This is a genomic window from Hydrocarboniphaga effusa AP103, assembly GCF_000271305.1.
In the GTDB taxonomy this organism is placed as follows: domain Bacteria; phylum Pseudomonadota; class Gammaproteobacteria; order Nevskiales; family Nevskiaceae; genus Hydrocarboniphaga; species Hydrocarboniphaga effusa.
On sequence record NZ_AKGD01000001.1, the window covers coordinates 471,853 to 495,718 of the forward strand.

The 23,866-nt window shown below is 64.9% G+C and carries 28 protein-coding genes, 1 other RNA gene and 1 pseudogene; 8 read left to right on the forward strand and 22 right to left on the reverse strand.

Going from position 1 to position 23,866, the window contains the following annotated elements; genetic code table 11:
• Positions 1-117 precede the first annotated feature (117 nt).
• Positions 118-1,335 (reverse strand): MFS transporter, encoded by a 1,218-nt coding sequence (locus WQQ_RS02080; RefSeq protein WP_040452831.1) that lies wholly within the window; start codon positions 1,333-1,335, stop codon positions 118-120.
• A 129-nt stretch (positions 1,336-1,464) separates the two neighbouring features.
• On the opposite strand from WQQ_RS02080, the gene WQQ_RS02085 reads away from it, so the two are divergent.
• Positions 1,465-2,244: an AraC family transcriptional regulator gene (locus WQQ_RS02085; RefSeq protein ID WP_007183392.1), complete on the forward strand. Its 780-nt coding sequence runs from the start codon at positions 1,465-1,467 to the stop codon at positions 2,242-2,244.
• A 24-nt stretch (positions 2,245-2,268) separates the two neighbouring features.
• On the opposite strand, the gene hrcA is transcribed toward WQQ_RS02085, so the two are convergent.
• Positions 2,269-3,306: a heat-inducible transcriptional repressor HrcA gene (gene hrcA / locus WQQ_RS02090; protein ID WP_007183393.1), complete on the reverse strand. Its 1,038-nt coding sequence runs from the start codon at positions 3,304-3,306 to the stop codon at positions 2,269-2,271.
• A gap of 175 nt (positions 3,307-3,481) precedes the next feature.
• Here hrcA and WQQ_RS02095 point away from each other — a divergent pair, with 175 nt between their 5' ends.
• Both WQQ_RS02095 and recN read left to right on the forward strand, forming a co-directional pair.
• Positions 3,482-4,369 carry an NAD(+)/NADH kinase gene (locus tag WQQ_RS02095; RefSeq protein ID WP_007183394.1) on the forward strand — a complete coding sequence of 296 codons (888 nt, stop codon included), beginning with the start codon at positions 3,482-3,484 and terminating at the stop codon, positions 4,367-4,369.
• A gap of 21 nt (positions 4,370-4,390) precedes the next feature.
• Complete coding sequence (recN, locus tag WQQ_RS02100; protein WP_007183395.1) at positions 4,391-6,070, forward strand: DNA repair protein RecN; 1,680 nt, start codon at positions 4,391-4,393, stop codon at positions 6,068-6,070.
• 44 nt (positions 6,071-6,114) lie between these two features.
• Here the strand turns inward: recN and fur are convergent, their stop codons facing one another.
• Positions 6,115-6,591, reverse strand: a complete 477-nt coding sequence (gene fur / locus WQQ_RS02105; protein ID WP_007183396.1) for a ferric iron uptake transcriptional regulator — start codon at positions 6,589-6,591, stop codon at positions 6,115-6,117.
• 121 nt (positions 6,592-6,712) lie between these two features.
• Between fur and WQQ_RS02110 the strand changes: the two genes are divergently transcribed.
• Positions 6,713-7,144 (forward strand): outer membrane protein assembly factor BamE, encoded by a 432-nt coding sequence (locus WQQ_RS02110; RefSeq protein WP_007183397.1) that lies wholly within the window; start codon positions 6,713-6,715, stop codon positions 7,142-7,144.
• A 25-nt stretch (positions 7,145-7,169) separates the two neighbouring features.
• Here the strand turns inward: WQQ_RS02110 and WQQ_RS02115 are convergent, their stop codons facing one another.
• Genes WQQ_RS02115 through WQQ_RS02125 form a run of 3 tightly spaced genes read right to left on the reverse strand, consistent with a single transcriptional unit; the run spans position 7,170 to position 9,304 of the window.
• A complete protein-coding gene (locus WQQ_RS02115) occupies positions 7,170-7,454 on the reverse strand; it encodes an RnfH family protein (protein ID WP_040452833.1) in 285 nt (94 codons plus the stop codon).
• Between the two features lie 17 nt (positions 7,455-7,471).
• Positions 7,472-7,918 (reverse strand): type II toxin-antitoxin system RatA family toxin, encoded by a 447-nt coding sequence (locus WQQ_RS02120; RefSeq protein ID WP_007183399.1) that lies wholly within the window; start codon positions 7,916-7,918, stop codon positions 7,472-7,474.
• Positions 7,919-7,927: 9 nt separating this feature from the next.
• Positions 7,928-9,304 (reverse strand): sodium-dependent transporter, encoded by a 1,377-nt coding sequence (locus tag WQQ_RS02125; protein ID WP_007183400.1) that lies wholly within the window; start codon positions 9,302-9,304, stop codon positions 7,928-7,930.
• A gap of 67 nt (positions 9,305-9,371) precedes the next feature.
• Here WQQ_RS02125 and smpB point away from each other — a divergent pair, with 67 nt between their 5' ends.
• Positions 9,372-9,848: an SsrA-binding protein SmpB gene (smpB, locus tag WQQ_RS02130; protein ID WP_007183401.1), complete on the forward strand. Its 477-nt coding sequence runs from the start codon at positions 9,372-9,374 to the stop codon at positions 9,846-9,848.
• Positions 9,849-9,916: 68 nt separating this feature from the next.
• Positions 9,917-10,273, forward strand: a transfer-messenger RNA (tmRNA) gene (gene ssrA / locus WQQ_RS23495).
• Positions 10,274-10,330: 57 nt separating this feature from the next.
• On the opposite strand, the gene WQQ_RS02135 is transcribed toward ssrA, so the two are convergent.
• The 7 genes and pseudogenes from WQQ_RS02135 to WQQ_RS02160 all read right to left on the reverse strand — a co-directional run bounded on the left by WQQ_RS02135 (position 10,331) and on the right by WQQ_RS02160 (position 14,444).
• Complete coding sequence (locus WQQ_RS02135; protein ID WP_237715047.1) at positions 10,331-10,591, reverse strand: transposase; 261 nt, start codon at positions 10,589-10,591, stop codon at positions 10,331-10,333.
• A gap of 123 nt (positions 10,592-10,714) precedes the next feature.
• Positions 10,715-11,062 (reverse strand): IS66 family insertion sequence element accessory protein TnpB, encoded by a 348-nt coding sequence (tnpB, locus tag WQQ_RS02140; protein WP_007183403.1) that lies wholly within the window; start codon positions 11,060-11,062, stop codon positions 10,715-10,717.
• On the reverse strand, positions 11,059-11,292 hold the full coding sequence (locus WQQ_RS02145; RefSeq protein WP_007183404.1) for a transposase: 234 nt from the start codon (positions 11,290-11,292) through the stop codon (positions 11,059-11,061). The genes tnpB and WQQ_RS02145 overlap by 4 nt, the downstream gene beginning before the upstream one ends.
• A gap of 314 nt (positions 11,293-11,606) precedes the next feature.
• On the reverse strand, positions 11,607-12,320 hold the full coding sequence (locus tag WQQ_RS24140; protein ID WP_157534472.1) for a hypothetical protein: 714 nt from the start codon (positions 12,318-12,320) through the stop codon (positions 11,607-11,609).
• A gap of 4 nt (positions 12,321-12,324) precedes the next feature.
• Positions 12,325-12,591, reverse strand: a pseudogene (locus tag WQQ_RS24145) (hypothetical protein); the annotation flags it as partial.
• A gap of 176 nt (positions 12,592-12,767) precedes the next feature.
• A complete protein-coding gene (gene fumC / locus WQQ_RS02155) occupies positions 12,768-14,153 on the reverse strand; it encodes a class II fumarate hydratase (protein ID WP_007183406.1) in 1,386 nt (461 codons plus the stop codon).
• Positions 14,154-14,219: 66 nt separating this feature from the next.
• Positions 14,220-14,444, reverse strand: a complete 225-nt coding sequence (locus tag WQQ_RS02160) for a hypothetical protein (protein ID WP_007183407.1) — start codon at positions 14,442-14,444, stop codon at positions 14,220-14,222.
• Between the two features lie 80 nt (positions 14,445-14,524).
• Here WQQ_RS02160 and WQQ_RS02165 point away from each other — a divergent pair, with 80 nt between their 5' ends.
• Complete coding sequence (locus WQQ_RS02165; RefSeq protein ID WP_007183408.1) at positions 14,525-14,920, forward strand: YbaN family protein; 396 nt, start codon at positions 14,525-14,527, stop codon at positions 14,918-14,920.
• A gap of 136 nt (positions 14,921-15,056) precedes the next feature.
• Here the strand turns inward: WQQ_RS02165 and WQQ_RS02170 are convergent, their stop codons facing one another.
• The 4 genes from WQQ_RS02170 to bfr all read right to left on the reverse strand — a co-directional run bounded on the left by WQQ_RS02170 (position 15,057) and on the right by bfr (position 17,527).
• Positions 15,057-15,749, reverse strand: a complete 693-nt coding sequence (locus tag WQQ_RS02170; protein ID WP_157534473.1) for an energy transducer TonB — start codon at positions 15,747-15,749, stop codon at positions 15,057-15,059.
• Entirely contained in the window at positions 15,746-16,168 is a 423-nt protein-coding gene (exbD, locus tag WQQ_RS02175; RefSeq protein WP_007183410.1) for a TonB system transport protein ExbD, read from the reverse strand. The genes WQQ_RS02170 and exbD overlap by 4 nt, the downstream gene beginning before the upstream one ends.
• The gene (gene exbB / locus WQQ_RS02180; protein WP_374679600.1) at positions 16,165-16,920 is read right to left on the reverse strand and encodes a tonB-system energizer ExbB; all 756 of its coding nucleotides are present in this window, start codon (positions 16,918-16,920) and stop codon (positions 16,165-16,167) included. The genes exbD and exbB overlap by 4 nt, the downstream gene beginning before the upstream one ends.
• 133 nt (positions 16,921-17,053) lie before the next feature.
• Positions 17,054-17,527 carry a bacterioferritin gene (bfr, locus tag WQQ_RS02185; protein ID WP_040452838.1) on the reverse strand — a complete coding sequence of 158 codons (474 nt, stop codon included), beginning with the start codon at positions 17,525-17,527 and terminating at the stop codon, positions 17,054-17,056.
• A 153-nt stretch (positions 17,528-17,680) separates the two neighbouring features.
• Here bfr and WQQ_RS02190 point away from each other — a divergent pair, with 153 nt between their 5' ends.
• Positions 17,681-18,019, forward strand: coding sequence for a YnfA family protein (locus WQQ_RS02190; RefSeq protein WP_007183414.1), 339 nt, complete (start codon positions 17,681-17,683; stop codon positions 18,017-18,019).
• Positions 18,020-18,047: 28 nt separating this feature from the next.
• Here the strand turns inward: WQQ_RS02190 and der are convergent, their stop codons facing one another.
• From der to ispG, 5 genes are all read right to left on the reverse strand, one after another.
• On the reverse strand, positions 18,048-19,472 hold the full coding sequence (der, locus tag WQQ_RS02195; protein WP_007183415.1) for a ribosome biogenesis GTPase Der: 1,425 nt from the start codon (positions 19,470-19,472) through the stop codon (positions 18,048-18,050).
• Between the two features lie 36 nt (positions 19,473-19,508).
• A complete protein-coding gene (bamB, locus tag WQQ_RS02200) occupies positions 19,509-20,675 on the reverse strand; it encodes an outer membrane protein assembly factor BamB (RefSeq protein WP_007183416.1) in 1,167 nt (388 codons plus the stop codon).
• Positions 20,675-21,343, reverse strand: coding sequence for a YfgM family protein (locus tag WQQ_RS02205; RefSeq protein WP_007183417.1), 669 nt, complete (start codon positions 21,341-21,343; stop codon positions 20,675-20,677). Before WQQ_RS02205 ends, bamB begins: the two co-directional genes overlap by 1 nt.
• A 78-nt stretch (positions 21,344-21,421) precedes the next feature.
• A complete protein-coding gene (gene hisS, locus WQQ_RS02210) occupies positions 21,422-22,702 on the reverse strand; it encodes a histidine--tRNA ligase (RefSeq protein ID WP_007183418.1) in 1,281 nt (426 codons plus the stop codon).
• 26 nt (positions 22,703-22,728) lie between these two features.
• On the reverse strand, positions 22,729-23,838 hold the full coding sequence (ispG, locus tag WQQ_RS02215; protein ID WP_040453470.1) for a flavodoxin-dependent (E)-4-hydroxy-3-methylbut-2-enyl-diphosphate synthase: 1,110 nt from the start codon (positions 23,836-23,838) through the stop codon (positions 22,729-22,731).
• Between the last annotated feature and the right edge of the window lie 28 nt (positions 23,839-23,866).

Below are 23,866 nucleotides of genomic sequence, written 5' to 3' on the forward strand. Positions count from 1 at the left end.
ACCGGCGGTGCTGCGCAAAGTGGCAGCAAGGAAAGTACCGGCGTGAACGCGGTCAACCTAAGACATTGGAACTGAACTCGAACTGTCCCGTGGTTTGGCCCGGACCTACGCGCACGCTCAGTGTTTCGCGCGTGTGTTCGGCAGCAAAACGGTCAGCAGGCCGATCAGCGGCAACAACGCGCAGACCTTGTAGACCGCCTCGATGCCGGCCGAATCGGCGAACTGCCCGAGCACCGCCGCGCCGAGCCCGCCCATGCCGAACGCGAAGCCGAAGAACAGGCCCGACACCATGCCGACTTTGCCGGGCATGAGTTCCTGCGCGTAGACGAGGATCGCCGAGAACGCCGAAGCCAGCACGAAGCCGATGATCACGGACAGCACGCCGGTCCAGAACAGATTCACGTACGGCAGCAGCAAGGTGAACGGCGCCGCACCGAGGATCGACGCCCAGATCACCGTCTTGCGGCCGATGCGGTCACCGATCGGCCCGCCGAGCAGCGTACCTGCGGCGACCGCGGCCAGAAACGCGAACAGATGCATCTGCGCCGATTGCACGCCGAGCTGAAACTTCTCGATCAGGTAGAAAGTGAAGTAACTCATGATGCTCGCCATGTAGAAGTACTTCGAGAACACCAGCACCAGCAGCACGCCGATGGCGAGCGCGACTTTTCCACGCGGCAGATCGCTTTGCGCCACCGCACGCGGCTTGCCGATTGCTGCGCGGTTCTGCGCGGCATACCAGCTGCCGATCTGCCAGAGCACCACCATCGCGAGCAGCGCGGCCACGCTGAACCAGGCCACCGAACGCTGACCTTGCGGAATGATGATCCAGGCCGCGAGCAAGGGGCCTGCCGCGCTACCCGCGTTGCCACCGACCTGAAACAGCGATTGCGCCAGACCGTGACGCCCACCCGAGGCCATGCGCGCGATGCGCGAAGACTCCGGATGGAAGATCGACGAACCGGTGCCGACCAGCGCCGAGGCGATCAGCAGCGTCGGGAAATTGGGCGCAACCGCGAGCAGCACGAGCCCCGACAAGGTAAAGCCCATGCCGACGGTCAGCGAACGTGGCTGCGGACGACGATCGGTATAGAGCCCGACCAGTGGCTGCAGCAGCGAGGCGGTGAACTGGTAGGTGAGCGTGATCAGGCCGATCTGCGCGAAGCTCAGTGAGAATGAGGACTTGAGCAGCGGATAGATCGCCAGAATCAGCGACTGGATCATGTCGTTGAGAAAGTGCGAAAAGCTCAGCGCCCCGATCACGCGATAGCCGGTGGCTTCGCGCGCAGGCATCGCGCTCGGAGCCGCGATGGAAGCGGAGTTGGAGGTGGTCATGACGCAAATTCTTCCCAAGTTTGCATCCGCCTTGGCGGACGGGCCGCCCGATCGCAGCCGGCGCGCATCCTAAATCGACCGAAATCGCCCGTCCTGCGAGAATTGGTCTCCAAGCTTTTAGATTCGGACATGACCACGCCAGAAAAAGCGCCGCGCTACCTGCAACTACACGACACCGGCCTGCCCGTGACGGTGATTGCGGTCGATTACGCCTCGGGCCATCGCAACCCGCCGCATCGACATCCGAATGCCCAACTGTTGCACGCGGTGACCGGCGTGATGGTGGTCAGCACCGAACACGGCCGCTGGGTGGTGCCGCCGACGCGCGGCGTCTGGGTTCCGGCCGGAGTCGAGCATGCGGTGCGCATGGTCGGAGAAGTCCACATGCGCGCCGCATTCGTCGAGCCCGACGCGGCACCCGGCCTGCCGACGCAATGCGCGGTGCTCGGCATTTCGGCGTTGCTGCGCGAGTTGATACTGGCCGCGCTCGATATTCCGCTGAGCTACCAGCGCGATAGCCGCGACGGTCGGCTCATGCGCCTGCTGCTCGACGAGTTGCGCACACTGCAAACACTGCCGCTGCATCTGCCGCAGCCCAGCGATGCCCTGCTGCAGCCGATCTGCGACCGCTTGCGCGAATCGCCTGACGATCCCACCAGCGCCGAATCCTGGAGCCGCAAGCTCGGCATCGATCCGCGTACCTTGCACCGACGCTTCGTGAAGGCGACCGGGCTGACGTTCACGCAATGGCGTCAGCAGGCCCGTTTGCTCAATGCGCTTGAACGACTTGCGAGCGGAGAACGCGTGCTCGACATCGCGCTGGCGCTCGGCTATTCGAGCCCGACGGCGTTCACCACGATGTTCAAACGCCAGTTCGGTCTGACACCCAGTGCGTTCTTCGGCGCCTGAGCTCCAGCGCACCGCGGTGGGCACTCAGTTGTCGAGCCCGACCGACAGCAAGCGCGCGGTTTCCGCGACCAGCGGAATGATGCGGCTGTACGCCATGCGCGTCGGCCCGATCACCCCGAGCACGCCCGCGATACGCCCATCGACGAGATACGGAGCGGTCACCACGCTGACTTCGTCGAGCACGCGATAGCCCGATTCCTCGCCGATGAAAATCTGCACGCCTTCGGCCGACAGACATTGATCGAACAACTGCAGCAGATCGCGCTTGCGATCGAGCGCATCGAACAGTCCGCGCAGGCGCTGCACATCGGACATGTCCTGCTGAAAACCCAGCAGGTTGCTGCCGCCCGCGAGCACGAAATCGCCATCCGGCGTTTCATGACGAAAGGCCTGTTCGGCCATCGTCGCCGCATCGCGCAGCAGCTGGTTCACGTGCGCCTGGGTGTCGTTGGCGTCCTGCCAGAGCGCGGTGCGCAGGCTCACCAGATCGCGGCCGGCGAAGCGCTCGTTGAGCACGTTGGCGAAGCGTTCGAGCTCGTCCGCGCCGTAGGGCCGATCGGTATTGATGACCCGGTTCTGCACTTCGCTGTGATTGACGACCAGGATCACCAGCACGCGCCGGTCCGATAGCGGCAGGAACTGGATGCGGCGCAAGGTCGCCATGTTGCGTCTCGGCGTGGTCACCACGCCGGCCATCAGCGAAAGCCTGGACAACAGTGCCGAAGCCGCTTGCACCATGTCCTGGGGCGACCGATCGCGTGGCAGCAGGTCGTCGGCGATGCGCTGGCGATCGGCCTCGGACAACGGCTCGGGCGCCAGCAGCGCGTCGACGAAGTAGCGATAGCCGCGCGTGGTCGGCACGCGGCCGGCCGAGGTGTGCGGCGATACCACCAGACCAAGCTCGTCGAGGTCGGCCATCACGTTGCGAATGGTCGCCGGCGACAGGTTCAGGCTCGCGGCGCGCGAGAGCGTGCGCGATCCGACCGGCTGGCCGTCCTGGATGTAGCGCTCGACCAGCAGTTTGAGCAGGTCAGCCGCTCGCTGTTCGAGAGGGTTGGACATGGTGAGTTCGAAAGCCGCCGCAAAAGTGCCTGCTCGACGCTAGGGGCTCGCAAAATCCGTGTCAAGACAGGGCGCTGCGGTCGCCGGATGTCCGCGACGCCAGCGCCGTCGAGGCTTCACCGATCGGCCGTCTCCTTCGTGTATCGTGTCGCGATTCGAGGCTTCTCCCTTTTTCATGAAACCATTCCGGACCGTCGGCGTGATCGGCAAGCGGCGCGAGCCGCATCGGCCGACGCTCGGCAAGCTCTGCAGCGCGCTGGAATCGCTGGGCTGCGAGGTGCTCGTCGCGCACAACGACGAGCTGCCCGAGCTGCCGGCCGGTCGCCGCGTCGATGCGGAGGAGCTGGCGGGCAGGGCCGAGCTGGCGATCGTCGTCGGCGGCGACGGCACCCTGCTCGGCGCCGGGCGCTATCTCGCTCCAGCCGGCGTGCCGCTGCTCGGCGTGAACCAGGGGCGGCTCGGCTTTCTGGTCGACATCGCGCCCGACGAAATGGCCGAATCGCTCGCAGCCGTCATCGGGGGGCGCTACGAACTCGAAGAGCGGCTGATCCTGAGCGCGCGCCTGACGCGCGACGGCAAGACGGAGGACAGCGTCTACACCGCAGTCAACGACGTGGTGCTGCGCAACCAGGCCTCGATCCGCATGATCGAATTCGAAAGCTGGATGGGCGAGCAGTTCATCAGCCTGCACCGGGCCGACGGCATGATCGTCTGCTCGCCGACCGGCTCGACGGCGTATGCGCTCTCGGGCGGCGGCCCGCTGCTGCACCCGAGCCTGCAGGCGATGGCGCTGGTGCCGATCTGCCCGCACACCTTGTCGGATCGCCCGATCGTGATCGGCGGCGACCAGCAAGTGAAGCTCATCGTGCGCGGCGACGACACCCAGGCCACCGTGACTTTCGACGGCCAGATCAGCGAAGCCTTGGAACCCGGCGATTCGGTGCTGATCGAGCGCAGCGACAAGCCGCTCAAGCTCATCCACCCGACCGGCTCGAGCTACTTTGCGATCCTGCGCAACAAATTGCGCTGGGGCCGCGGCCAGGAAAGCATCGCCGAGCGATGAACACGCGATAGATTTGCAGACATGCTGCTAAGCCTTTCCATCAAGAATCTCGCGATCATCGACGCGCTCGAACTCGACTTCGGCACCGGCTTCACGGTGCTCACGGGCGAAACCGGCGCCGGCAAGTCCATTCTGATCGACGCCATCGGCCTGGCCATCGGCACGCGCGGCGAAGCCTCGCTCGTGCGCGCCGGACAGGAGCGCGCCGAGATCGGCGCCGAGTTTTCGCTGCGCGATGCCCCGCTCGCCCGCGAATGGCTGCAGGCCCAGGAGCTCGTCGATATCGATCAGCCCGAAGTCTGCACCCTGCGCCGCGTCGTCTACGCAGAAGGCCGCACGCGCGCCTTCGTCAACAACTCGCCGGTGTCGGCGAGCGCCTTGCGCGAACTCGGCGAATCGCTGATCGAAGTGTTCGGCCAGAACCAGAGCCAGACGCTCGTACGCGCCGAGGTGCAGCGCGATCTGCTCGACGGCTTCGGGGCTTACGACAAGGACCTCGAGCAGACCGCGGCACTCGCACGTGAATGGCAGCAGCTCGCGCGGCAGATCGAAAAGCTCGGAAACGCGAGCGCACGCGACCCGGCGCAGCTCGAATTCCTGCGCTACCAGGCACGCGAACTCGAAGCGTTGAATCTCGCCGAGGGCGAGCTCGAACTCCTCGACGCCGATCATCGCCGGCTCGCCAACGCGGGCCGCCTGCTCGAAGACGGCAATCGCGCGCTCGAAGCGCTCTACGGCGGCGAGAACTGCGCCGACGATCAGCTCTCGAGCGCTGCCCAGCTGCTGGCCGGCATGACCGGCGTCGACGCCGAATTCGCCGACATCGAAGCGCAGGTCAGCGGCGTGCAGGCGCAGTTGCGCGAAGCCACGCATACGCTGCAACGCCTGCTCGACCGGCTCGATCTCGATCCGCAAGCCCTCGCCGAACTCGAACGTCGCCTATCCGACATTCACGACCTCGCGCGCAAGCACCGCACGCGTGCCGAAGCGCTGCCCGCGCGTCTGGCCGAACTGCGCGCCGAACTCGAAGCGGCCGAGAACGCAGCGGGCGGAGCCGAACGCCTGCGCGCCCAGCAAAGCGAAGTCGAGACCCGCTATCGAACTGCGGCTGCCAAGCTCGGCAAGAAGCGCGAAAAGGCGGCGAAGGATTTCGCCGACAAGGTCACGCAGGCGGTACGCAAGCTCGGCATGCCGAACTCGCAATTCGTCGTCGCGATCGAGCCTGCCGAAACCGCTGCGCCTTCACCGCACGGCAGCGACGTGATCCGCTTCGATTTCTCGGCCAACCCGGGCCAGCCGCCGCGGCCGATGGCCAAGGTCGCATCGGGCGGCGAACTGTCGCGGCTTTCACTCGCGGTCCAGGTGGTCTGCCGCTCGGCTAACGGCGCGGCGACGATGATCTTCGACGAAGTGGATGCCGGCATCGGCGGCGGCGTCGCCGAGATCGTCGGCCAACAGCTGCGCGCGCTCGGAGCCTCTCGCCAAGTGCTCTGCGTCACCCATCTGGCGCAGGTCGCGGCCCAGGGCACGCGACACTTCGGCATCTTCAAGGAGATTCGCGGCGGCATGACGTATACGCGTCTGCGTCCGCTCGACGACGAGGATCGCATCGGCGAGCTCGCCCGAATGATGGGCGGTGTGGAGATCACCGCCTCGACGCAGGCTCACGCCCGCGAACTGCTGCAACGCGCCGCAATCTGAAGCCTGAGGTGCGGCGGGCTCGATGCCCGCCGCGGGACCGGCGATCAATCGTCGTGCTGGGAAGCCTGTGAAACCGCGCTACGCGGACGCAGCTTGCTGGCCGGTGTTTCACCACGCTGGCAGGCTTCGCACTCGCCGTAGATGATCAGGCTGTGCTCGGTCATGCGGAAACCATGGTCCTTGGCGAGCTGGCGCTGGCGCTTTTCGATGGTCTCGTCGTGGAACTCTTCGACACGGCCGCAGCTGAAGCAGACCAGATGATCGTGGTGCCCACCGCGTTCGAGTTCGAACACCGCATGGCCGCCTTCGAAGTGGTGGCGCGTCACCAGCCCCGCCGATTCGAACTGCGTGAGCACGCGATAGACCGTGGCCAGGCCAATATCTTCGCCGCCGTCCATGAGCTGACGATAGATGTCTTCGGCAGACAGATGGCGGGTGGAGCTGTGCTCGAGCATTTCGAGAATCTTGAGGCGCGGCAAGGTGACCTTGAGGCCTACGCTGCGCAGGTCGGATGATTCCACGGCAACTCCTGGTTTTGGGGCGCACCGGCGACTGGGCTCCCTGCCCGACCCCGACCCACCGGTTTGAACGATTCGTTATTATCGCAGTCTTCACATGGCAAACAACGAGCCAAACCTTTTCATGCGCCTTCTGCTGCTGGCCGTTCTGGCCCTTTCGCTCTCCGCCTGCCAGATCCTCTATCGCCTGCCGACGCGCCAGGGCAACGTGATCGATCAGCGCGACCTCAACAAGCTGCAGATCGGCATGACCCGCGAGCAGGTCAAGTTCGTCATGGGCACGCCGGTAGCGGCGAATCCATTCCGCGACGAGCGCTGGGATTATTTCGGTTACTACAAATCTCCACGCGGGCAGTCGACCTCGCGCACGGTGAGCCTGTACTTCGCGGACAACAAGCTGTCGCGCATGGAAGGCGTCCAGCAGGCCAGCACCGAAGATCTGTCGGCTCCGGACATGCAGGCGATCCAGACCGACTTCAAAAAGGAAGCGAACGACAGCCGCACCGCGGCACCGCCCGTCGATCGCCAGACCCCGATCCCCGGCGGCACGCCCTGACGAGAGCTATGCGAGCCCGACCCGGCTAGCGCCGTCGCCCTTCGCGCCGGGCTCGCGAGCGCCGGGCATCCTTGGGATCGTGGATCAAGGGCCGGTAGATCTCGATCCGGTCGCCATCGCGCAAGCCGTCCTGCAAGCCGCACGGCCGGCTGAAGATGCCGATTGCGGACGTTTGGACGTCGAGCTCCGGAAACTCCGCCGCCAACCCCGAAGCCTCGATCGCTTCGCCGACGGTCGCGTCACCGGCCAGTTGCAGCCGCACGCGCCAGATCCGCGCAGGCAGGGCGTGGCAGACCTCCACGGCGATCATCCTTCGATCACGGGCGATCACCGCTTGTAACACTGCTCCGCGCGCAGGCGGAACGCGTCGATCACCCCGCCGACCGCACGGTCGATCCACGGAGCCAGCGTCGCCTCGACGAGCCGGCTGGCGAAATCCACACTCATGGAGAGCGACACCTTGCAGGCCTGTTCGGCCAGCGGCGTAAAAACCCAGACACCCGAAAGGCTTCGGAACGGGCCTTCGAGCAGGCGCATTTCGATGCGCTGGCCGTCGAGCATGCGGTTCTCGGTGGCGAAACTGTCGGACAGCCCTTTCACCTTGAAGCTCACGCGCCCCTGAACCCAGCGCTCGCCTTCGCGCTGCTCGTCCTGTTCGACATCGGCCGAGGTGCAGCCCGGAAGAAACTGCGGATACGACGCCACGTCGGCGACGAGCGCATAAAGCTCGGCGGCGGAAAACGGCATCAAGGCGGAACGGTCGAGCTTGCGCATCGGCAGCGATCAACTCCAGAGCTGTTCGAACCAGTCGAGCAGGCCCACGGCGTACAGAATGATCACGAGCAGGGCGATACGCGTGGGATAGCGCAGCAGAAAAGTGCCGCCGCGCATCCAGAAAGTCTCGTGCGGGCCGGCGATCGAGTCGGCGAGTTCGCGCGGCAGGTTGGCCACGACGAAGCACATGAGGATCGCGAACACCGGAGCGATCAGCGTGGTACTCAGCAACTGCATCCACTCGAAGAAGTTCTGCCCGAGCAGGCGCATGTCGGCAAGCACGTTGAACGAGAGCAGCGAGCCCAGCCCGAGATACCAGACCAGCATGGCCGCTGCGACCGCGGCGAACACCCGCGTGAGCCGCAGGCGCTGCATGAGGTAATGCGCAAGCGGCTCGAGCAGCGCCGCCGCCGACAGCAGGGTCACGATGAACAACGCAAGGTAGAACGGCGTGCCGATGGCGATGCCCACCCAGCCCGTCGGCAGCGCCTGCGGAAAAGTCTGGAACAGCATCTGCAGCCCGGGAGCCGGAGCGACACCGGCCTCCATCACGAAGCACAGCAGCACGAAGCCCGAGAGCAGGCTGAACAAGGTATCGAGCAGCACGACGGCCAGGCCGAGCTTGCCGAGCGTCTGGCTGGCCGGCAGATACGAGCCGAGCGTGAGCATGGCCCCGAAGCCGAGCGCGAGCGTGAAGAAAGCCTGCTGCAGCGCCTCCACCGCCCCGCGCCAGCCGAAGCGCGAAAAATCGCCCGCAAAAAGGTACTTGGAAGCCGCAGCCGGATCGCCATAGCGGAATGCGACCATGCCGACGAGCAGCATCACCCCGAACGCGGTTGGCACGAAGTAGCGTGCCGCGCGCTCCATCCCCTCGCGGAAACCCTGCGCCACGATCACGCAGGTGCTGACCATGAACAGCGTGTGCCAGGCCAGCGAGCGCTCGGCATCCTGCGCCAGATCGAGGAATCGCTGGGTGGCCGCCGCCGCATCGCCGACCAGGCTTCCGGCCGCCGCGCGAAAGGTATACGCCAGGCTCCAGCCGGCCACGACGCTGTAGTACGACAGCACCATCGCCGCCCCGAGCAGGGCGATACCCCCCAGCCAGCCCCAGCGCGCACTGCTGCCGGCGAGCTGGGCCAGACGGCCGAACCCGGCGGAACCTTCGTCGCGCATCCAGCGGCCGAGCGCCCATTCGCTGACCAGGATCGGCAGGCCGACGATCAGCAGCGCCACAACGTACGCCGCCAAAAACACCCAGCCGCCGTACTGGCCCATGAGATACGGCAGGCGCGCGATATTGCCGATACCCATGCAGGCGCCCGCGGCCACCCACCCGAAGGCGCGCGCGGAACTCCAGTACCCGTAGCTGCTTTCGCGGATGTTCACTTAGGATAGTTTAGCGTTTTGAGACACTTGCCACGGCCGCACCGCTTCTGCCCCCTATAATGGAACCATGAGCAAGAAGAAAGACGAGAAGGACGCCGACCGCATCATCGCCCTCAATCGGCGCGCCCGGCACGACTACTTCATCGAAGACACCTATGAAGCCGGCCTGATGCTGATGGGCTGGGAAGTGAAGAGCCTGCGCGACGGACGAGGGAATATCGCCGAAGCCTACGTGGTCATCAAGAAGGGCGAGGCCTGGCTGATCGGCGCGCAGTTCTCGCCGCTGCTGTCGGCCTCGACCCACGTCAACCCGGAACCGACCCGTACCCGCAAGCTGCTGCTCAACGCCAAAGAGCTCGCGACCTTGATCGGCAAGGTCGAGCGTGCCGGCTACACCCTGGTTCCGCTCGACCTGCACTGGACCCGCGGCCGCGCCAAGCTGCAGATCGGCCTCGCCAAGGGCAAGAAGCAGCATGACAAGCGCGCCGACATGAAGGAGCGCGACTGGAACCGCCAGAAGGACCGGATCATGCGCAGTCGCTGATCCCTTATTCGCCCCGGATCCAAAACACGTTTACCCGGCACGTTCGTGGTAGTCTTGCGCCTCTCTAAGGGGGCGACATGGCTTCGACGGCGGTCGCGAAACCCAAGGGGCATGCCGAGCTGCAGGTCTGCTCGTTAAACGGTCTGCAAAAAAGCTAGTTGCGAACGACGCTAACTACGCCCTCGCCGCCTAAACTCCGGTGAGCGTTCGACCCAGCAGTGTCGGTACTCTGGACTCGGACGTCGACTCTTACCGAATAAGGCTGAAGCCCGCCCTTGGCTGATGCTCGAAAACCTCAAGGGGATAAGCCGTAGCGATCCGTGCCTGTTCGGGAGCTGCGGACCAAAACTAAAGACTAGGCTACGCATGTAGAACCGAGGGCGGAGGATCGTCGGACGGGGGTTCAATTCCCCCCGCCTCCACCAATACTATTACCCCTTTGATTTTAAAGGGGTTTTTAGTTTCTGGGTTGCAGATCGGGGTTACACTCCAATAGGGGCTAAGCCCCGCCTCCAAGCATTTTCGCGCGGCAGATGCTCAGGCAGCGATTTACGACTAGGGGCTTCTCTCGCCGCGGACAATGGCCTCACGATGGGCGCCACGCTCGGCGTCTGCAGCTCTTCGATCAGCAATTCGAGCTGCTCGATCTCACGGTCGAGCTTCTCCGATTTGGTGCCGAATTGCATGCGCTTGAGCCACGCCAGCTGGATCAGCAGCTTTTCGATTTGCGTATCGCGCAGCACGCTGCGCAAAGTCGATAGCTCCGCTGCGTGCGATCGCCCTGCGCACGCAGGGCGGCGATGTCGTCAGGCAGATCGGATTCGGGCGCATCGAGCATGGCCTCTCAATGCAAAAAGCTTGCGAAATCAGGCGGCTTTCAAAGGTTTTGCGGTGCGATCCGGCGGCCGCCAATCGATGCCTTCGAGCAACATCGACAGCTGCGCGGCCGTCAGATGCACGCGACCGGACTCGGCCTTCGGCCAGATGAAACGGCCGCGCTCCAAACGTTTCGACAGCAGGCACAAACCGTCGCCATCCCACCACAACAGCTTGAGCTGATCGCCACGACAACCACGAAAGGCGAAGACAGGGCCGGAGAACGGATCGTCGGCGAGCACCTGCTGTACCAAGGCCGATAACCCATCGAAGCCTTTACGCATGTCGGTCACGCCGGCCGCGATCCACACCTGCGTACCCGCCGGCAAACCGATCATCGCGAGCGCGGGTGATCGAGGATCGTCAGCACCATCGCATCGGAAGCCGATTCGATGCGCAGACAGACGCCATCGGCGAAGGAGACGCTCAGCGCCACGCTCCAAACACTGGATGCTGACAGGACGATCGTGACCGGCAGTAGCTGAGTCTTGCCCGCTGCATCCGCCTCGCGCCACCACTTGAAGATCAGATTGTGATTGAGCCCGTGACGCCGAGCGATCGACGTCACCGCCGTTTCACGCTCCCGCTTCAGCTACGCACGCCGCCTTGAATTCCGCCGAGTGGGTGCGCCGCTTTTGTCGTAAGGATGATGTTTGCATGGTGTCCACTTAATCGATCGTGGACACCATCGGCGCCCAAAGGACACCTATCTTCTACAGCTCAAATCCCTCGGCTAGAGGGGGAGATTCGGACGCTTACGCTTATTATTGGCAGTCCCTCGCTTGATCTCGTCTTCAATCACAACGCTCATGGCTCACTCCTATCAAAATATCGCCTGAGCACGTTTTTAGGGGTTCTGCATCCAAGCCATACTTTGGCGGCTCACCAGCCGTCGTAGATGCAAGGCGGGGGGCCGCGCTCATCCGTCTCAGGGATCACTTTCGAGATTATTTTCCCGCTCTGGTCTACCTTCCGGATGAAATGTATGACCTTACCACCAGGGCGTTCGTCAACATATTCAGAGCAGAAAACCCCAGCCGTTCTGAAATCAAGGTAGCTATCTTTGGCGTTTTTTTCTAGCGGGCGCGCCTGTACGCTTCCGATCCAGGACTCAAGAAATGCAACCCGAATATTTCCCCGCATTGACGTCGCATCGTTCTTTTCTCTTCCAAAGATCAGCTGATAGTCAATTATTTTGTAGTTATCATCAGCAGTGATTAACCAAGTAAACATATCCCCGAACAGCAGGCAGTGGGGCGCCGGGCAAAGTACCTCATTCCCCCATGGTCCAGGAAGCCATCGGATCTTCTGAGGATCTAATCTACCCGTGAACCAATAATCACTCCCTGCGCTTAGCACTCCGTAACGAGCGTCATCCTGTAGCAATAAAAAAAAATCAAACCATTCCTGGCCCGCTGCAGCTTCTTCCATTTTTTTACTAAGCCCAGAGAGATTGGGCCCATAGGCGTAGCTGTAGGGAGGAGTTCCTTTTGGCAAGGCACGGAGCGATTGTGGAATTACTTCATCCCCTGCGTAGCTGAGTGGCTGAGAGACCCCAAGAAAACCTATCACCAAAAACTTTACCATCTTCAACATGAAGCTATTCCTCGCACATGCCATCTGCGTAGCCAAGACCTTCTAGCCGGGCTTCATGCCTTTCTCTTGGAGCTCCCCATCCATTACGCCAAGCATCCTGATTCTTCAACAATGCTTTACACATCGCATTGGATGCATTCGTCTTGAGCGCATCGCGGAAATCTTTCGCCGCATCTGGATAATCGATAGATTCGCGGTCGGCAGCCAAATTCAGAAAATCACCGCGAAACCTCATGTCAACAATTAATTCACGAATAGCGGGATCAAGCTGATCCCAGGTCGTCCAGACATTTTTGGGAAACTATTGGTGTAAACCCTTTTTGCATCATCATAGGTTTCCTTATGATTTTGAAGAACGTGTTTGTATTGGTAACTTGACAGCCAAGAAAAGGCTCGCGCATGCGCGCAGGCTTTTGGTGCTGCCTGAGCCGATCGATCAGGCTCGACTCAGCGCCCCACCATGTTGCCCGGCACCACCCACTGGTCGAACTGCTCGCCGGTCACATGGCCCGACGCCACCGCCGCTTCGCGCAGGCTCGTGCCTTCCTTGTGCGCTTTCTTGGCGATGTACGCGGCCTTGTCGTAACCGATGTGCGTGTTGAGCGCGGTCACCAGCATCAGCGAACGATCGACGAGTTCCTTGATGCGCTCGCGATTCGGCTCGATGCCCACCGCGCAGTGATCGTTGAAGCTCACCATGCCGTCGGCGAGCAGGCGCACACTCTGCAAAAAGTTGTGCGCCACCATCGGCCGGAACACGTTGAGCTCGAAGTTGCCCGATGCGCCGCCGATGTTGATCGCCACGTCGTTGCCCATGACCTGCGCGGCGAGCATCGTCACCGCCTCGCTCTGCGTCGGGTTGACCTTGCCCGGCATGATCGACGAGCCCGGCTCGTTCTCGGGAATGCTGATCTCGCCGATGCCGCTGCGCGGTCCGCTCGCGAGCCAGCGCACGTCGTTGGCGATCTTCATCATGCTCGCAGCGAGCGTCTTGAGCGCGCCGTGCGCATGTACGAGCGCATCGCAGGACGCCAGCGCTTCGAACTTGCTCGGCGCCGTCACGAACGGCAGTCCGGTGATCTGCGCGAGTTCGGCCGCCACCGCTTCGGCATAGCCTTTGGGCGCGTTCAAGCCCGTGCCGACCGCGGTACCGCCGAGCGCGAGCTCGCACAGATGCGGCAGCGCATCGCGCAGGTGGCGCTCGCCGTGCGAGAGCTGCGCCACCCAGCCCGAAATTTCCTGGCCGAGCGTCAGCGGCGTCGCGTCCTGCAAGTGCGTGCGGCCGATCTTGACGATGTCGTCGAACTCGCGCGCCTTGCCGACCAGCGTCTGCTTGAGCTTGGCGATCGCCGGCAGCAGCTTGTGCGTGAGCGCGTCCACGGCGGCCACGTGCATCGCGGTCGGGAACACGTCGTTGCTCGACTGGCTGCGATTGACGTCGTCGTTCGGGTGCACCTTGCGGCCTTCACCGCGCTCGCCGCCGAGCAGCTCGCTCGCGCGGTTGGCGATGACCTCGTTCATGTTCATGTTGCTCTGCGTGCCCGAGCCGGTCTGCCAGACCACCAGCGGGAACTCGTGCGGATGCTGGCCGGCGATGACTTCGTCGGTCGCCTTGACGATGGCATCGGTCTTGGCTGCGTCCTGCAGGCCGAGCGCCTGGTTGACGCGCGCCGAGGCGCGCTTGACCTGCGCGAGCGCGCGAATGATCTCGCGCGGCTGCTGCTCGCCGGAGATGTCGAAGTTCTGCAGCGAGCGCTGCGTCTGCGCGCCCCAGAGCCGGTCGGAGTCAACCTCGATGAGGCCGAAAGTGTCGCGTTCGCTTCTGGTCTTCATGTCGTGCCGTCGAAATGAGAGCTGGCCTGCGCGGTTCGCTGCGGCTGGCGGTGGGTGGAATGCTATTTACTCTTCTTTCAATGAGTCGTCAGAAGCAAGCCCGACGCCGGCTTCGGATTCCAGCGGTGGATCGGCGATCCGGCGTCGGCGCGTCTCGCTGTCCACGAGCGGGGCCAGCGTATGCAAGGAACGATGAACGGGGTCCGGACCGAGCCAGCGCCGGTGCGCCGGTGCGCCGGCCAGGCCGCGTCGCTCGCGGGTCTTGCCCACCGCGCGGCAACAGCCGAGCATTGCCCTCCTGATGTCAATTTTCGCAACGGGTGCCTACTGAGACAGCCAGCCAGCGACATGCCCGGAGCCAGAGTCCGGTCGTGATCCGCTACCTTCTGATGGTCCTCGCGGGTCTGAGCCTGACGCTCGGCTTCATCGGCATCTTCGTGCCCGGCATGCCGACCACGGTGTTCGTGCTGATCGCCGGCTGGGCGGCGGCGCGCAGCTCGCCGCGCTTCCACGCCTGGCTTGAGAACCATCCGCGCTTCGGCCCCATGCTGCGCGACTGGCGCGAAAACGGAGCTGTGAGCCGCCGCGCCAAGTGGATGGCGACGATCATGATGAGCATCAGCGCGGTGATCATCTGGTTCACCGTGCCCAAGCCGTGGATCGCGCTGCTCGCCTGCGGCGTGATGGCGAGCGTGGCGATCTGGCTGTGGCGGCGGCCGGAGCCTCGCGCGAAAACCCCTCTCCCCCCGGGAGAAGGTGGCGCGTAGCGCCGGATGAGGGAGTCTCGGGAATAGCCAGGCTTCGCCATGCCGGCGAATCCCTCACCCTCGGTCCCTCTCTCTCCCGGTGGGAGAGGGATGCCCAATCTCAGCTCGCGTGGAGCTGGTCGAGACGATGAAAGCGCTAGTTCCTGCGCAGCGAAAACTGGATCGGCACCACTGCTTCGAGCGTGTCGTCTTCCATCTCGGGTGTGAACGCCGGCAGCGGCTGGGCGCGTTCGAACAAGGCCAGCGCCTCCTGGTCGAGCGCCTCGTGCCCCGAGCTGCGCTCGAGCCTGGCGCTGAGTACCTTGCCCTCGCGCGTGACGACGAAGCGCACGTACGGCAAGCCCTGCTCGCGGCGACTGCGGGCCTGTCTCGGATAGCGCTTGTTGCGCTCAAGATGCGCGAGCAGCAGGCCCTCGTAGGTGACCTTGCCGCTCGCCGCGCGTGGATCGGCCGGTGGAGGAGCCGGAGTGGCCGGCGCGGTCTGCTCCAGTGCCTGCTCGGGCTGCGGCGGCGGTTCGGGCCGAGCCGGTTCGGCGATGTCCGAAGGCGGCGGCGCTTCGAGCTTGGGCGTCGGCCGCGGAACCGGCTTCGGCACGGGCTTGGGCGGCGATGGCCGCGGCGGGAGCGGCTCGGATGCGGGCGGCGCTTCGGCCACGAGCTCGATCAGCATCGCCGCGGGCGGCTGGGCGATCGCATGGGTACCCGGACGCCACTGCAAGACCGCGAAGGCGAGACCGAAGCCCAGCGTCACGGCCACCGCGCTGAGGCACCATCGACGCCGCTCGGCCCTCGCCTGTCGGGCCTCCCACTCGCTCAGCGCGAGGCTCACGGGGCCGCGGTTTCCAGCCCGACCAGGGCGAGCTTCAGGTAGCCCGCGCGGCGCAGCCGGTTCATCAGCGCCATCAGATCGCCGTAGTTCACGGTCTCGTCGGCGCGCAGGAAGATCACTTCCTCCTTGTTGCCTTCGGTGGCGCCGTCGAGGACTTCGGCGAGCGCCTCCTGGGTGATCGGCGTATCGCCGAGCGACAGCGTCAGATCGGCCTGCAGGGTCAGGTACACCGGCTGTGGCGGCTTGACCTGCGGCTGCGCATTCGAACCCGGCAGGTTCACCGGCACGTCCACCGTCGCGAGCGGCGCGGCGACCATGAAGATGATCAGCAGCACCAGCATCACGTCGATGAACGGGGTGACGTTGATCTCGTGGTTCTCGGTGAGCTCGTCGTCACCGTGGTCGAGCCTGGTGCTCATGGGCGGTGCGCGCGATCGAGGTCGCGGCTGACGAGGTTGAGAATCTCGGTCGAAGCGTCACCGAGCGAGGCGCGATACACCGCGATGCTGCGCGCGAACACGTTGTAGATGACCACGGCCGGAATCGCCGCGAGCAGGCCGAGCGCGGTCGCGAGCAGCGCTTCGGCGATGCCCGGCGCGACGACCGCGAGGTTCGTCGTCTGCGACTTCGAGATGCCGATGAAGCTGTTCATGATGCCCCAGACCGTTCCGAACAGACCCACGAACGGAGCGGTGGAGCCGATCGTCGCGAGCACGCCGGTGCTGCGGTTCATGCGACGGCCGAGCGCGGCTTCGATGCGGCTCAGCGTGGCCGCGACACGTTCCTTGATGCCTTCGGCCGGCAGGCCGGCGGACTGCGTGGCCTCCTGCAGTGCCGCGCTCGCGAGCGGGGCGATCGGCCCATCGCCCAGCGCGCGATGCGCTTCGGCCAGCGAAGGCGCCGAGCGCAGACGGTCGAGCGCGCTTTGCACACTGCGCGAGCTGGCGCGCAGCTCGATGAGCTTGGCGAGCCAGATGGTCCAGGTCACCAGCGACGCGAACGCCAGGCCGAGCATGACCAGTTGCACGACGACATCGGCGGCCAGGAACATGTTCCAGGGCGAAAGATTGTGCGGCAGCTTGCCGACTTCGGCGGCGACGGAATCGGAAATCAAATCACTGCTCCAGAAACGAGAGAGCCGGAGAACAGGCGCCGGAGGCGCGATCGCCAGACGCTCATCGGCATGTCGACGACAGGCAAGGCGACACGATCCGCGCGGTGACAGCCGGCACGGACCGCGACTCGCTGCGAATGAGACCGACAGGCCGCGCGACCCCACGAGCCGGGTGGAGCACCCGCGGATCTCAGGCGATCGCGGCCTTCATCTGCACGTAGTTCTGCAGGCCCATCTGCTCGATCAGGCCGAGCTGCTGCTCGAGCCAGTGCGCGTGATCTTCCTCGGTGTCCTTGAGCTGCGGCAGCAGCAGGTCGCGCGTGACGAAATCGCGCTCGCGCTCGCACAGCGCGATGGCGTCCTGCAAATGCTGGCGCACGTCGTACTCGGTCGCCAGATCCTTGCGCAGCATCTCCTCGACGGTCTTGCCCGAGGTGAACGGCAGCGGGCGCATGTCCGGCTCGCCGTCGAGAAACAGGATGCGGCGGATCAGCACGTCGGCATGCGCGGTCTCTTCCTGCATCTCATGGTCGAGCCGCTCGTAGAGCTTGTGCAGGCCGAGGTCGTTGTAGCGACGCGAGTGAATGAAGTACTGGTCTCGCGCCATGAGCTCTCCACGCAGGAGATTTTCGAGACACGCCACCACCGCCGCCGAACCTTGCATGACATCTATCCGCTGAAAAAATATGCGCGCAGTATGCCCACTCGAAATAATTCATGGCGAAACGCCAAACGCAGCGATAAGTGTTCTCACGAGGTCTCGACTCGCGCGGCCAGCACTGCGAAGCAATCGATGTAAACGGGATCGATATCGCCGATGGAAATTCTCAAGGTCTTCGGACTGTTCGTGCTGACCGCGGTCGCGGAGATCGTCGGCTGCTATCTGCCGTATCTATGGCTGCGTCAGGGACGCAGCATCTGGCTGCTGCTGCCGGCCGCGCTGAGCCTGGCCTTGTTCGCCTGGCTGCTGAGCCTGCATCCGCAAGCGGCCGGGCGCGTCTACGCGGCCTATGGCGGCGTCTATATCGGCGTTGCGCTGATCTGGTTGTGGGCGGTCGATTCGATACGCCCGACGCTCACCGATTGGGTCGGCGTCGCCGTCTGCCTGCTCGGCATGGCGATCATCCTGTTCGGGCCGCGCGGCGCAGGCTCCTGATACCGAGCCTGAGCAAGCAGCTTCCGCACTACTTCTTGAAGTGCTCGCGCAGGCGGCGCTTCTTCTTGATCTGGCGCTCGGTCAGCACGTTCTTCTTGTCCTTGAACGGGTTGTCGCCGGTCTTGAACGTGAGCACGAGCGGAACACCCTTGAGCTCGAAGTGATTGCGGAACTCGTTGGCCAGGTAGCGCTTGTACGTGACCGGCAGCTTGTCGGTCTGGTTGCCGTGAATGACGATCTGCGGCGGGTTGCTGCCGCCCTGATGCGCGTAACGCAGCTTGATACGGCGACCGAGCACGGCCGGCGGCGCATGGCGATCGACGCTGCGCTCGAGAATGCGCGTGAGCTCCGGCGTCGGCAGATCCTTCATCGTCGAGTCGTACGCGGTTTTCACGTCGCGCATCACCACGCCGACACCCGAGCCGTGCTTGGCCGAGATGTAATGCACCGGCGTGAAATCGAGGAACGGCATCTTCAGGCCGACCTTGTACTTGGTCTGCTCTCGATCGCCCGGATCGAGGCCGTCCCACTTGTTGACCGCGAGGATCATGGCGCGGCCGCGCTGCGCGACCAGACCCATGAGGCGCGCGTCCTGCTCGCCGACGTCGGCGTGCGCATCGACGACCACGATCACCACGTGCGCGGATTCGATCGCCTGCAGCGTCTTCACGATCGAGAACTTCTCGATCACTTCCTCGACGCGCGAACGCCGGCGGATGCCGGCGGTGTCGATCAGCGTGTAGGCATTGCCTTCGTATTCGAACGGCACGCGAATGGCGTCGCGCGTGGTGCCCGGGCGATCCGCCGCGACCACACGCTCGTCACCGACCAGGCGATTCACGAGCGTGGACTTGCCGACGTTCGGACGGCCGACGATGGCCACGCGCACTTCGCCCGGAACCTCGGCGAGTTCGTCGGGTTCGCCGGCCGGGAATTTCTCGAGCACGCGGCGCAGCAGGCCCGGCACACCGTCGCCGTTCTCGGCCGAGATCGGCTCGGGTTCGCCGAGGCCGAGCGCGTAGAAATCCGCAACCGCCACGCCCTTGGCTCCGCCGCGCGCCTTGCCCTCGGTCTTGTTGACGAGCAGCGTGAGCGGCTTGCCGAGCTTGCGCAGCTGCGCGGCGATCGCCTCGTCACTGCCGTGACGGCCGGCGATGGCGTCGGTCAGGAAGAAGATGTGGTCGGCTTCGCTGAGCGCGAGCTGCGCCTGCTCTTCGGCGAGCACGGCGAGCGGATCGGCCGATTCGGGCATCAACCCGCCGGTGTCGACGACGATGAAGGCCCTGCCTTGCCCATCGATCTCGAACACGCCGCGGCCGTACTGGCGATCACGCGTGAGGCCGACGTAATCGGCCACCAGCGCGTCGCGCGTGCCGGTGAGCCGATTGAACAGCGTGGACTTGCCGACGTTGGGACGGCCCACCAGAACCAAAACGGGCAATCCCGATTGCATCGACTTTTCTACCTTGGGTGTGAATCTGATTGAGGGTTACTTCTTCTGCGGCAGGCTGATCGCGGCGAGCTTGCCGTCGCGGTTGAGCACGTAGAGCAGATCGCCGCCGACCATCGGCTGCGTGATGATCGGGTCGGAGCCGACGCGCGTGCGCGCGACGATCTTGCCGTCGGAGGGATCGAGCCAGTGCAGATAGCCTTCGAAGTCGCCGACCACGACATAGCCGCCGAAATACGCGGGCGGCGACAGCCGGCGGTACAGCAGGCCTTCCTGCTTCCAGGCCGCGGCGCCACTGGTCTGGTCGAGCGCCCAGACCACGCCGCTCTCGTCCGACACCAGCACCTTGCCGCCGCCGAGCGCGAGGCTGTTGTACGACTTCACGCCGCGGCGCCAGCCCACTTCGCCGCTGGTCGGCGACAGGCACACCACTTCGCCGCCGAAGCTGGCGACGTAGAGGCAGTCGTCGCCTTCGATCATGTCGCCGTCGATGTCGACCAGGCGATCGAGCACGGTGCGGCCGGCCGGAACCGAAATCGCCTGCTCCCAGCGCGGCTCGCCATCGGTCAGGCCGAGCGCGATCGCGCGGCCGTTCTCCATGCCGACGATCACCGAGGTGCCGCTGATGAGCGGCTTGGAAATGCCGCGCAGCACCAGCTCGGGCACGCTGCGATCGAAATTCCACAGACGCTGGCCGTTGCTCGCATCGAGGCCGAACACGCGGCCGTCGATGGAGCGCGCGACGACGATGCCGCCCTCGCCGACCGGCGGGCCGAGTGCCTCGCTCGACAGCTTGGCACGCCAGACTTCGCTGCCGTCGGTGCGCTTGAGCGCGATCACTTCGGCATCGAGGGTGCCGACGAGCACGAGGTCGTTCGAAACCGAAGGGCCGGCGGCGACACGCGACTTGGTGTTGACCGACCACAGACGCTTGCCCTTATCGAGCGAATACGCAGCCACGCGGCCATCGAGTCCGGCGGTGTAGATCGCGTCGATCTCCACGCCGGCGCGCAGCTCACTGTAGTACTTGCCGCTGCCGCCGGTGCTCGCGGTCCACACGGTATGGGGGCGCACGGCCGGGTTGGAGATATCGGCCAGCGGGGTCGGTTCGCGGACTTTCTTCTTGTCCGAGCAGCCGGCGAGCAGCGCGGCGCCGATCAGCAGCGCGGCGATGCCGGCGGCGTACTTGTCGAGCGAGCGGCGCATCAGGGCTTCGCCTCGGCGGCCGGAGCCGCGACCGAAGCGGTTTCGACCGCGAGATCATCGAGCTTCTGCTGCAGCAGCGGGCGGTTCGGCGCCTGTTCGGTGGACGCCTTGAGCGCCGCTTCGTAATGCGTTCGGGCGGCGCTGCGGTCGCCCTGCGACAGCGCGAGGTCGCCGCGCAGTTCGGAATACAGCGAGGCAAACTCGCCGCCGTCGTTGTCGAGCGCCTTCTGCGCTTCGTCGGCCTTGCCCTGCTGCCAGAGCACGCGCGCCTTGCGCAGCTTGGCGAGCTGCTTGAGGCCGTCGTCGTTGCCGTTCTTGATCACCCAGTCGAGACGCGCACCGGCCTCGTCGAGCTTGGAATCGATCACGCCGACCTGCGCGAGGCGCAGCGCGGCGGCGGTGGCGTACGGGGTGCTCGCGTAGTCGGACTGCAGCTTGTCGGCGATCTTGGCCGCCTCATCGGGCTTGGACGCTTCGAGCGCCTTCTTGAGGTCGGCGTACATCTGCGAAGCCGCCAGGTACTGCTTTTCGTGCCAGCCCTTCCAGCCCTGCCAGCCGCCGATCGCGCCGAAGCCGATGACCAGGCCGGCCGCCAGGGCGATCCAGTTTTCCTTGAACCAGCGCTTGAGGTTCTCGAGTTCTTGTTCGTCGTCGTGATGATTCGCCACGGGGGTCTCTTAAAGAAGTGCTTCAGGAACGATCGGTGGATGATGTCGCGTGCCGAACCGGTGAACCGGTTTCGGGCATCAGCGCGATAACAGACTCTCAAGCCGGGCCGGCAGTTCAGCCCAGGTGCAGGTTTCCTGAGGGGAGGCGTCGCGCAGGGATTTTACTTGAACCTGCTTTGCGGCGATTTCGGCCTCGCCGATGACCAGCGCGTAATGCGCTCCGGAGCGGTCGGCCCGCTTGAACTGCGCCGGCAGCTTGCCGCCGCCGACCGACAGCTGCACGCCCGCGCCCGGGAAGCGGTCGCGCAGGGTTTCCGCGAGCTTGGCGGCTTCGCGCTGGGCCGCTTCGCCGAGCGAGCAGACCACGATCGCTGGGCCGTTCTCTGGAATCTGCAGCTCGGCGGCCTTGGCCTGCAGCAACAGGATCAGGCGCTCGACGCCGCTGGCCCAGCCCACGGCCGGCGTCGGACCGCCGCCGAGCTGTTCGACGAGGGTGTCGTAACGGCCGCCCGCGCAGATCGTGCCCTGGGCGCCGAGTTCGGTGGTGATCCACTCGAACACGCCCTTGGTGTAGTAATCGAGCCCGCGCACGAGGCGCGGGTTGACCACGTAGTCGACGCCGAGGTCGCCGAGCCCTTGCTGCAGGCCGTCGAAATGGGCGGCCGAATCGGCATCGAGGTAGTCGAGGATGCTCGGCGCGTCGACGACGATCGCCTGCGTGGTCGGCACCTTGGAATCGAGCACGCGCAGCGGATTGCTGTGCAGGCGGCGCCTGGAGTCTTCGTCGAGCGAAGATTCGTGGCGCTGCAGGAATTCGATCAGCGCCGCGCGGTAGCGCGCGCGCGCCTCGGCCTGGCCGAGCGAGTTGATCTCGAGCCGCAGTCCGGTGAAGCCGAGCTTCTTCCAGAGCCGGGCCGACATCGCGATGAGCTCGGCATCGACGTCCGGCCCATTGATGCCGTAGGCCTCGACGTTGAGCTGGTGGAACTGGCGATAGCGGCCGGCCTGCGGGCGCTCGTAGCGGAACACCGGGCCGGTGCACCAGACGCGCTGCTGGCTGTTGTGGAACAGGCCGTGCTCGACGCCCATGCGCACGACGCCCGCGGTGAATTCCGGACGCAGCGCGATGTGCTCGCCGCCGCGATCCTCGAAGGCGTACATCTCTTTTTCGACCACGTCGGTGACTTCACCGACCGCGCGCTTGTAGAGATCGGTGCGCTCGACGACCGGCAGCCGGATCTCGGCATAGCCATAGTCCTCGAACACGCCGCGCGCGGTGTCGTGCAGGTGCTGCCAGAGGCCCGAATCGGCCGGCAGCACGTCGTTGAACCCGCGGATGGATTGGATTTTTTGAGCCATTCAGGAATGTTTCCGCTGTAGCGCGATCAGGTCGCGGGATCAACGGCCTTGGCGAGCTTGCGCGCCGCGATCTTCTCGCGCACGAGCTGCTCGAGACGATCGACGAGCGCATCGTTGTGGACCTTCTGCTGGATCTTGCCGTCGATGTAGATCGAGTTCGGATAGCCGCCGGCGACGCCGATCGCCGCCTCGCGCGATTCGCCCGGACCGTTGACGACGCAGCCGATCACCGCGAGGTCGAGCGGCTCGTCGATTTCCTCGAAACGCGATTCGAGCTCGGCGACGACCTTGATCACGTCGAAGTTCTGGCGCGAGCAGCTCGGGCAGGCGACGAGATTGATACCGCGATTGCGGATGTGCAGCGACTTGAGGATGTCCCAGCCGACCTTCACTTCCTCGACCGGATCGGCCGCGAGCGAAATGCGGATGGTGTCGCCGATGCCGTCGGCGAGCAGCATGCCCAGACCGATCGAGCTCTTGACGGCGCCGGCGCGCTGGCCGCCCGCCTCGGTGATGCCCAGATGCAGCGGCTGGTCGATCAGCGTGGCGAGCTTCCGATAAGCCGCCACGGTCAAAAACACTTCCGAGGCTTTCAGCGAAACCTTGAAGTCCTCGAAGTTGTGGCGCTTGAGGATGTTGATGTGGCGCAAGGCCGACTCGACGAGCGCGTCGGCGTTCGGCTCGCCGTATTTTTCCTGCAGGTCGGCTTCGAGGCTGCCGGCATTGACGCCGATGCGGATCGGAATGCCGTGATGGCGCGCGCAGGCGACGATCTCGGACACCTTGGCGTCGCTGCCGATGTTGCCCGGGTTGATGCGCAGGCAATCGGCGCCCTGCTCGGCCGCCGCGATGCCGCACTTGTAGTTGAAGTGGATGTCGGCAACCAAGGGCACGTCGCCGACGATCTTCTTGGCTTGGCCGAACGCGCGCGCGGCCGCGAGCGTCGGCACCGAGACGCGCACGATGTCGGCGCCGGCCTTCACCGCGGCCTGGATCTGCGCCACGGTCGCGGCGACGTCCTCGGTCTTGGTGTTGGTCATGGTCTGCACCGACACCGGCGCGTCGCCGCCCACGGGCATGCGGCCGACACGAATCTGCCGGCTGACGCGCCGCTCGATGCGGTGATGGGCTTGCATGGACATGCGAGGAAGTCTCGGAAAACTC

Bases quoted from the DNA above. Each gene is read 5' to 3' on its own strand.
- WQQ_RS02080 (WP_040452831.1), bottom strand. From the start codon at position 1,335: ATGACCACCTCCAACTCCGCTTCCATCGCGGCTCCGAGCGCGATGCCT.
- WQQ_RS02085 (WP_007183392.1), top strand. From the start codon at position 1,465: ATGACCACGCCAGAAAAAGCGCCGCGCTACCTGCAACTACACGACACC.
- hrcA (WP_007183393.1), bottom strand. From the start codon at position 3,306: ATGTCCAACCCTCTCGAACAGCGAGCGGCTGACCTGCTCAAACTGCTG.
- WQQ_RS02095 (WP_007183394.1), top strand. From the start codon at position 3,482: ATGAAACCATTCCGGACCGTCGGCGTGATCGGCAAGCGGCGCGAGCCG.
- recN (WP_007183395.1), top strand. From the start codon at position 4,391: ATGCTGCTAAGCCTTTCCATCAAGAATCTCGCGATCATCGACGCGCTC.
- WQQ_RS02110 (WP_007183397.1), top strand. From the start codon at position 6,713: ATGCGCCTTCTGCTGCTGGCCGTTCTGGCCCTTTCGCTCTCCGCCTGC.
- WQQ_RS02115 (WP_040452833.1), bottom strand. From the start codon at position 7,454: ATGATCGCCGTGGAGGTCTGCCACGCCCTGCCTGCGCGGATCTGGCGC.
- WQQ_RS02120 (WP_007183399.1), bottom strand. From the start codon at position 7,918: ATGCGCAAGCTCGACCGTTCCGCCTTGATGCCGTTTTCCGCCGCCGAG.
- smpB (WP_007183401.1), top strand. From the start codon at position 9,372: ATGAGCAAGAAGAAAGACGAGAAGGACGCCGACCGCATCATCGCCCTC.
- tnpB (WP_007183403.1), bottom strand. From the start codon at position 11,062: ATGATCGGTTTGCCGGCGGGTACGCAGGTGTGGATCGCGGCCGGCGTG.
- WQQ_RS24140 (WP_157534472.1), bottom strand. From the start codon at position 12,320: ATGTTGAAGATGGTAAAGTTTTTGGTGATAGGTTTTCTTGGGGTCTCT.
- fumC (WP_007183406.1), bottom strand. From the start codon at position 14,153: ATGAAGACCAGAAGCGAACGCGACACTTTCGGCCTCATCGAGGTTGAC.
- WQQ_RS02160 (WP_007183407.1), bottom strand. From the start codon at position 14,444: ATGCTCGGCTGTTGCCGCGCGGTGGGCAAGACCCGCGAGCGACGCGGC.
- exbD (WP_007183410.1), bottom strand. From the start codon at position 16,168: ATGAGCACCAGGCTCGACCACGGTGACGACGAGCTCACCGAGAACCAC.
- bfr (WP_040452838.1), bottom strand. From the start codon at position 17,527: ATGCAAGGTTCGGCGGCGGTGGTGGCGTGTCTCGAAAATCTCCTGCGT.
- WQQ_RS02190 (WP_007183414.1), top strand. From the start codon at position 17,681: ATGGAAATTCTCAAGGTCTTCGGACTGTTCGTGCTGACCGCGGTCGCG.
- der (WP_007183415.1), bottom strand. From the start codon at position 19,472: ATGCAATCGGGATTGCCCGTTTTGGTTCTGGTGGGCCGTCCCAACGTC.
- bamB (WP_007183416.1), bottom strand. From the start codon at position 20,675: ATGCGCCGCTCGCTCGACAAGTACGCCGCCGGCATCGCCGCGCTGCTG.
- hisS (WP_007183418.1), bottom strand. From the start codon at position 22,702: ATGGCTCAAAAAATCCAATCCATCCGCGGGTTCAACGACGTGCTGCCG.
- ispG (WP_040453470.1), bottom strand. From the start codon at position 23,838: ATGCAAGCCCATCACCGCATCGAGCGGCGCGTCAGCCGGCAGATTCGT.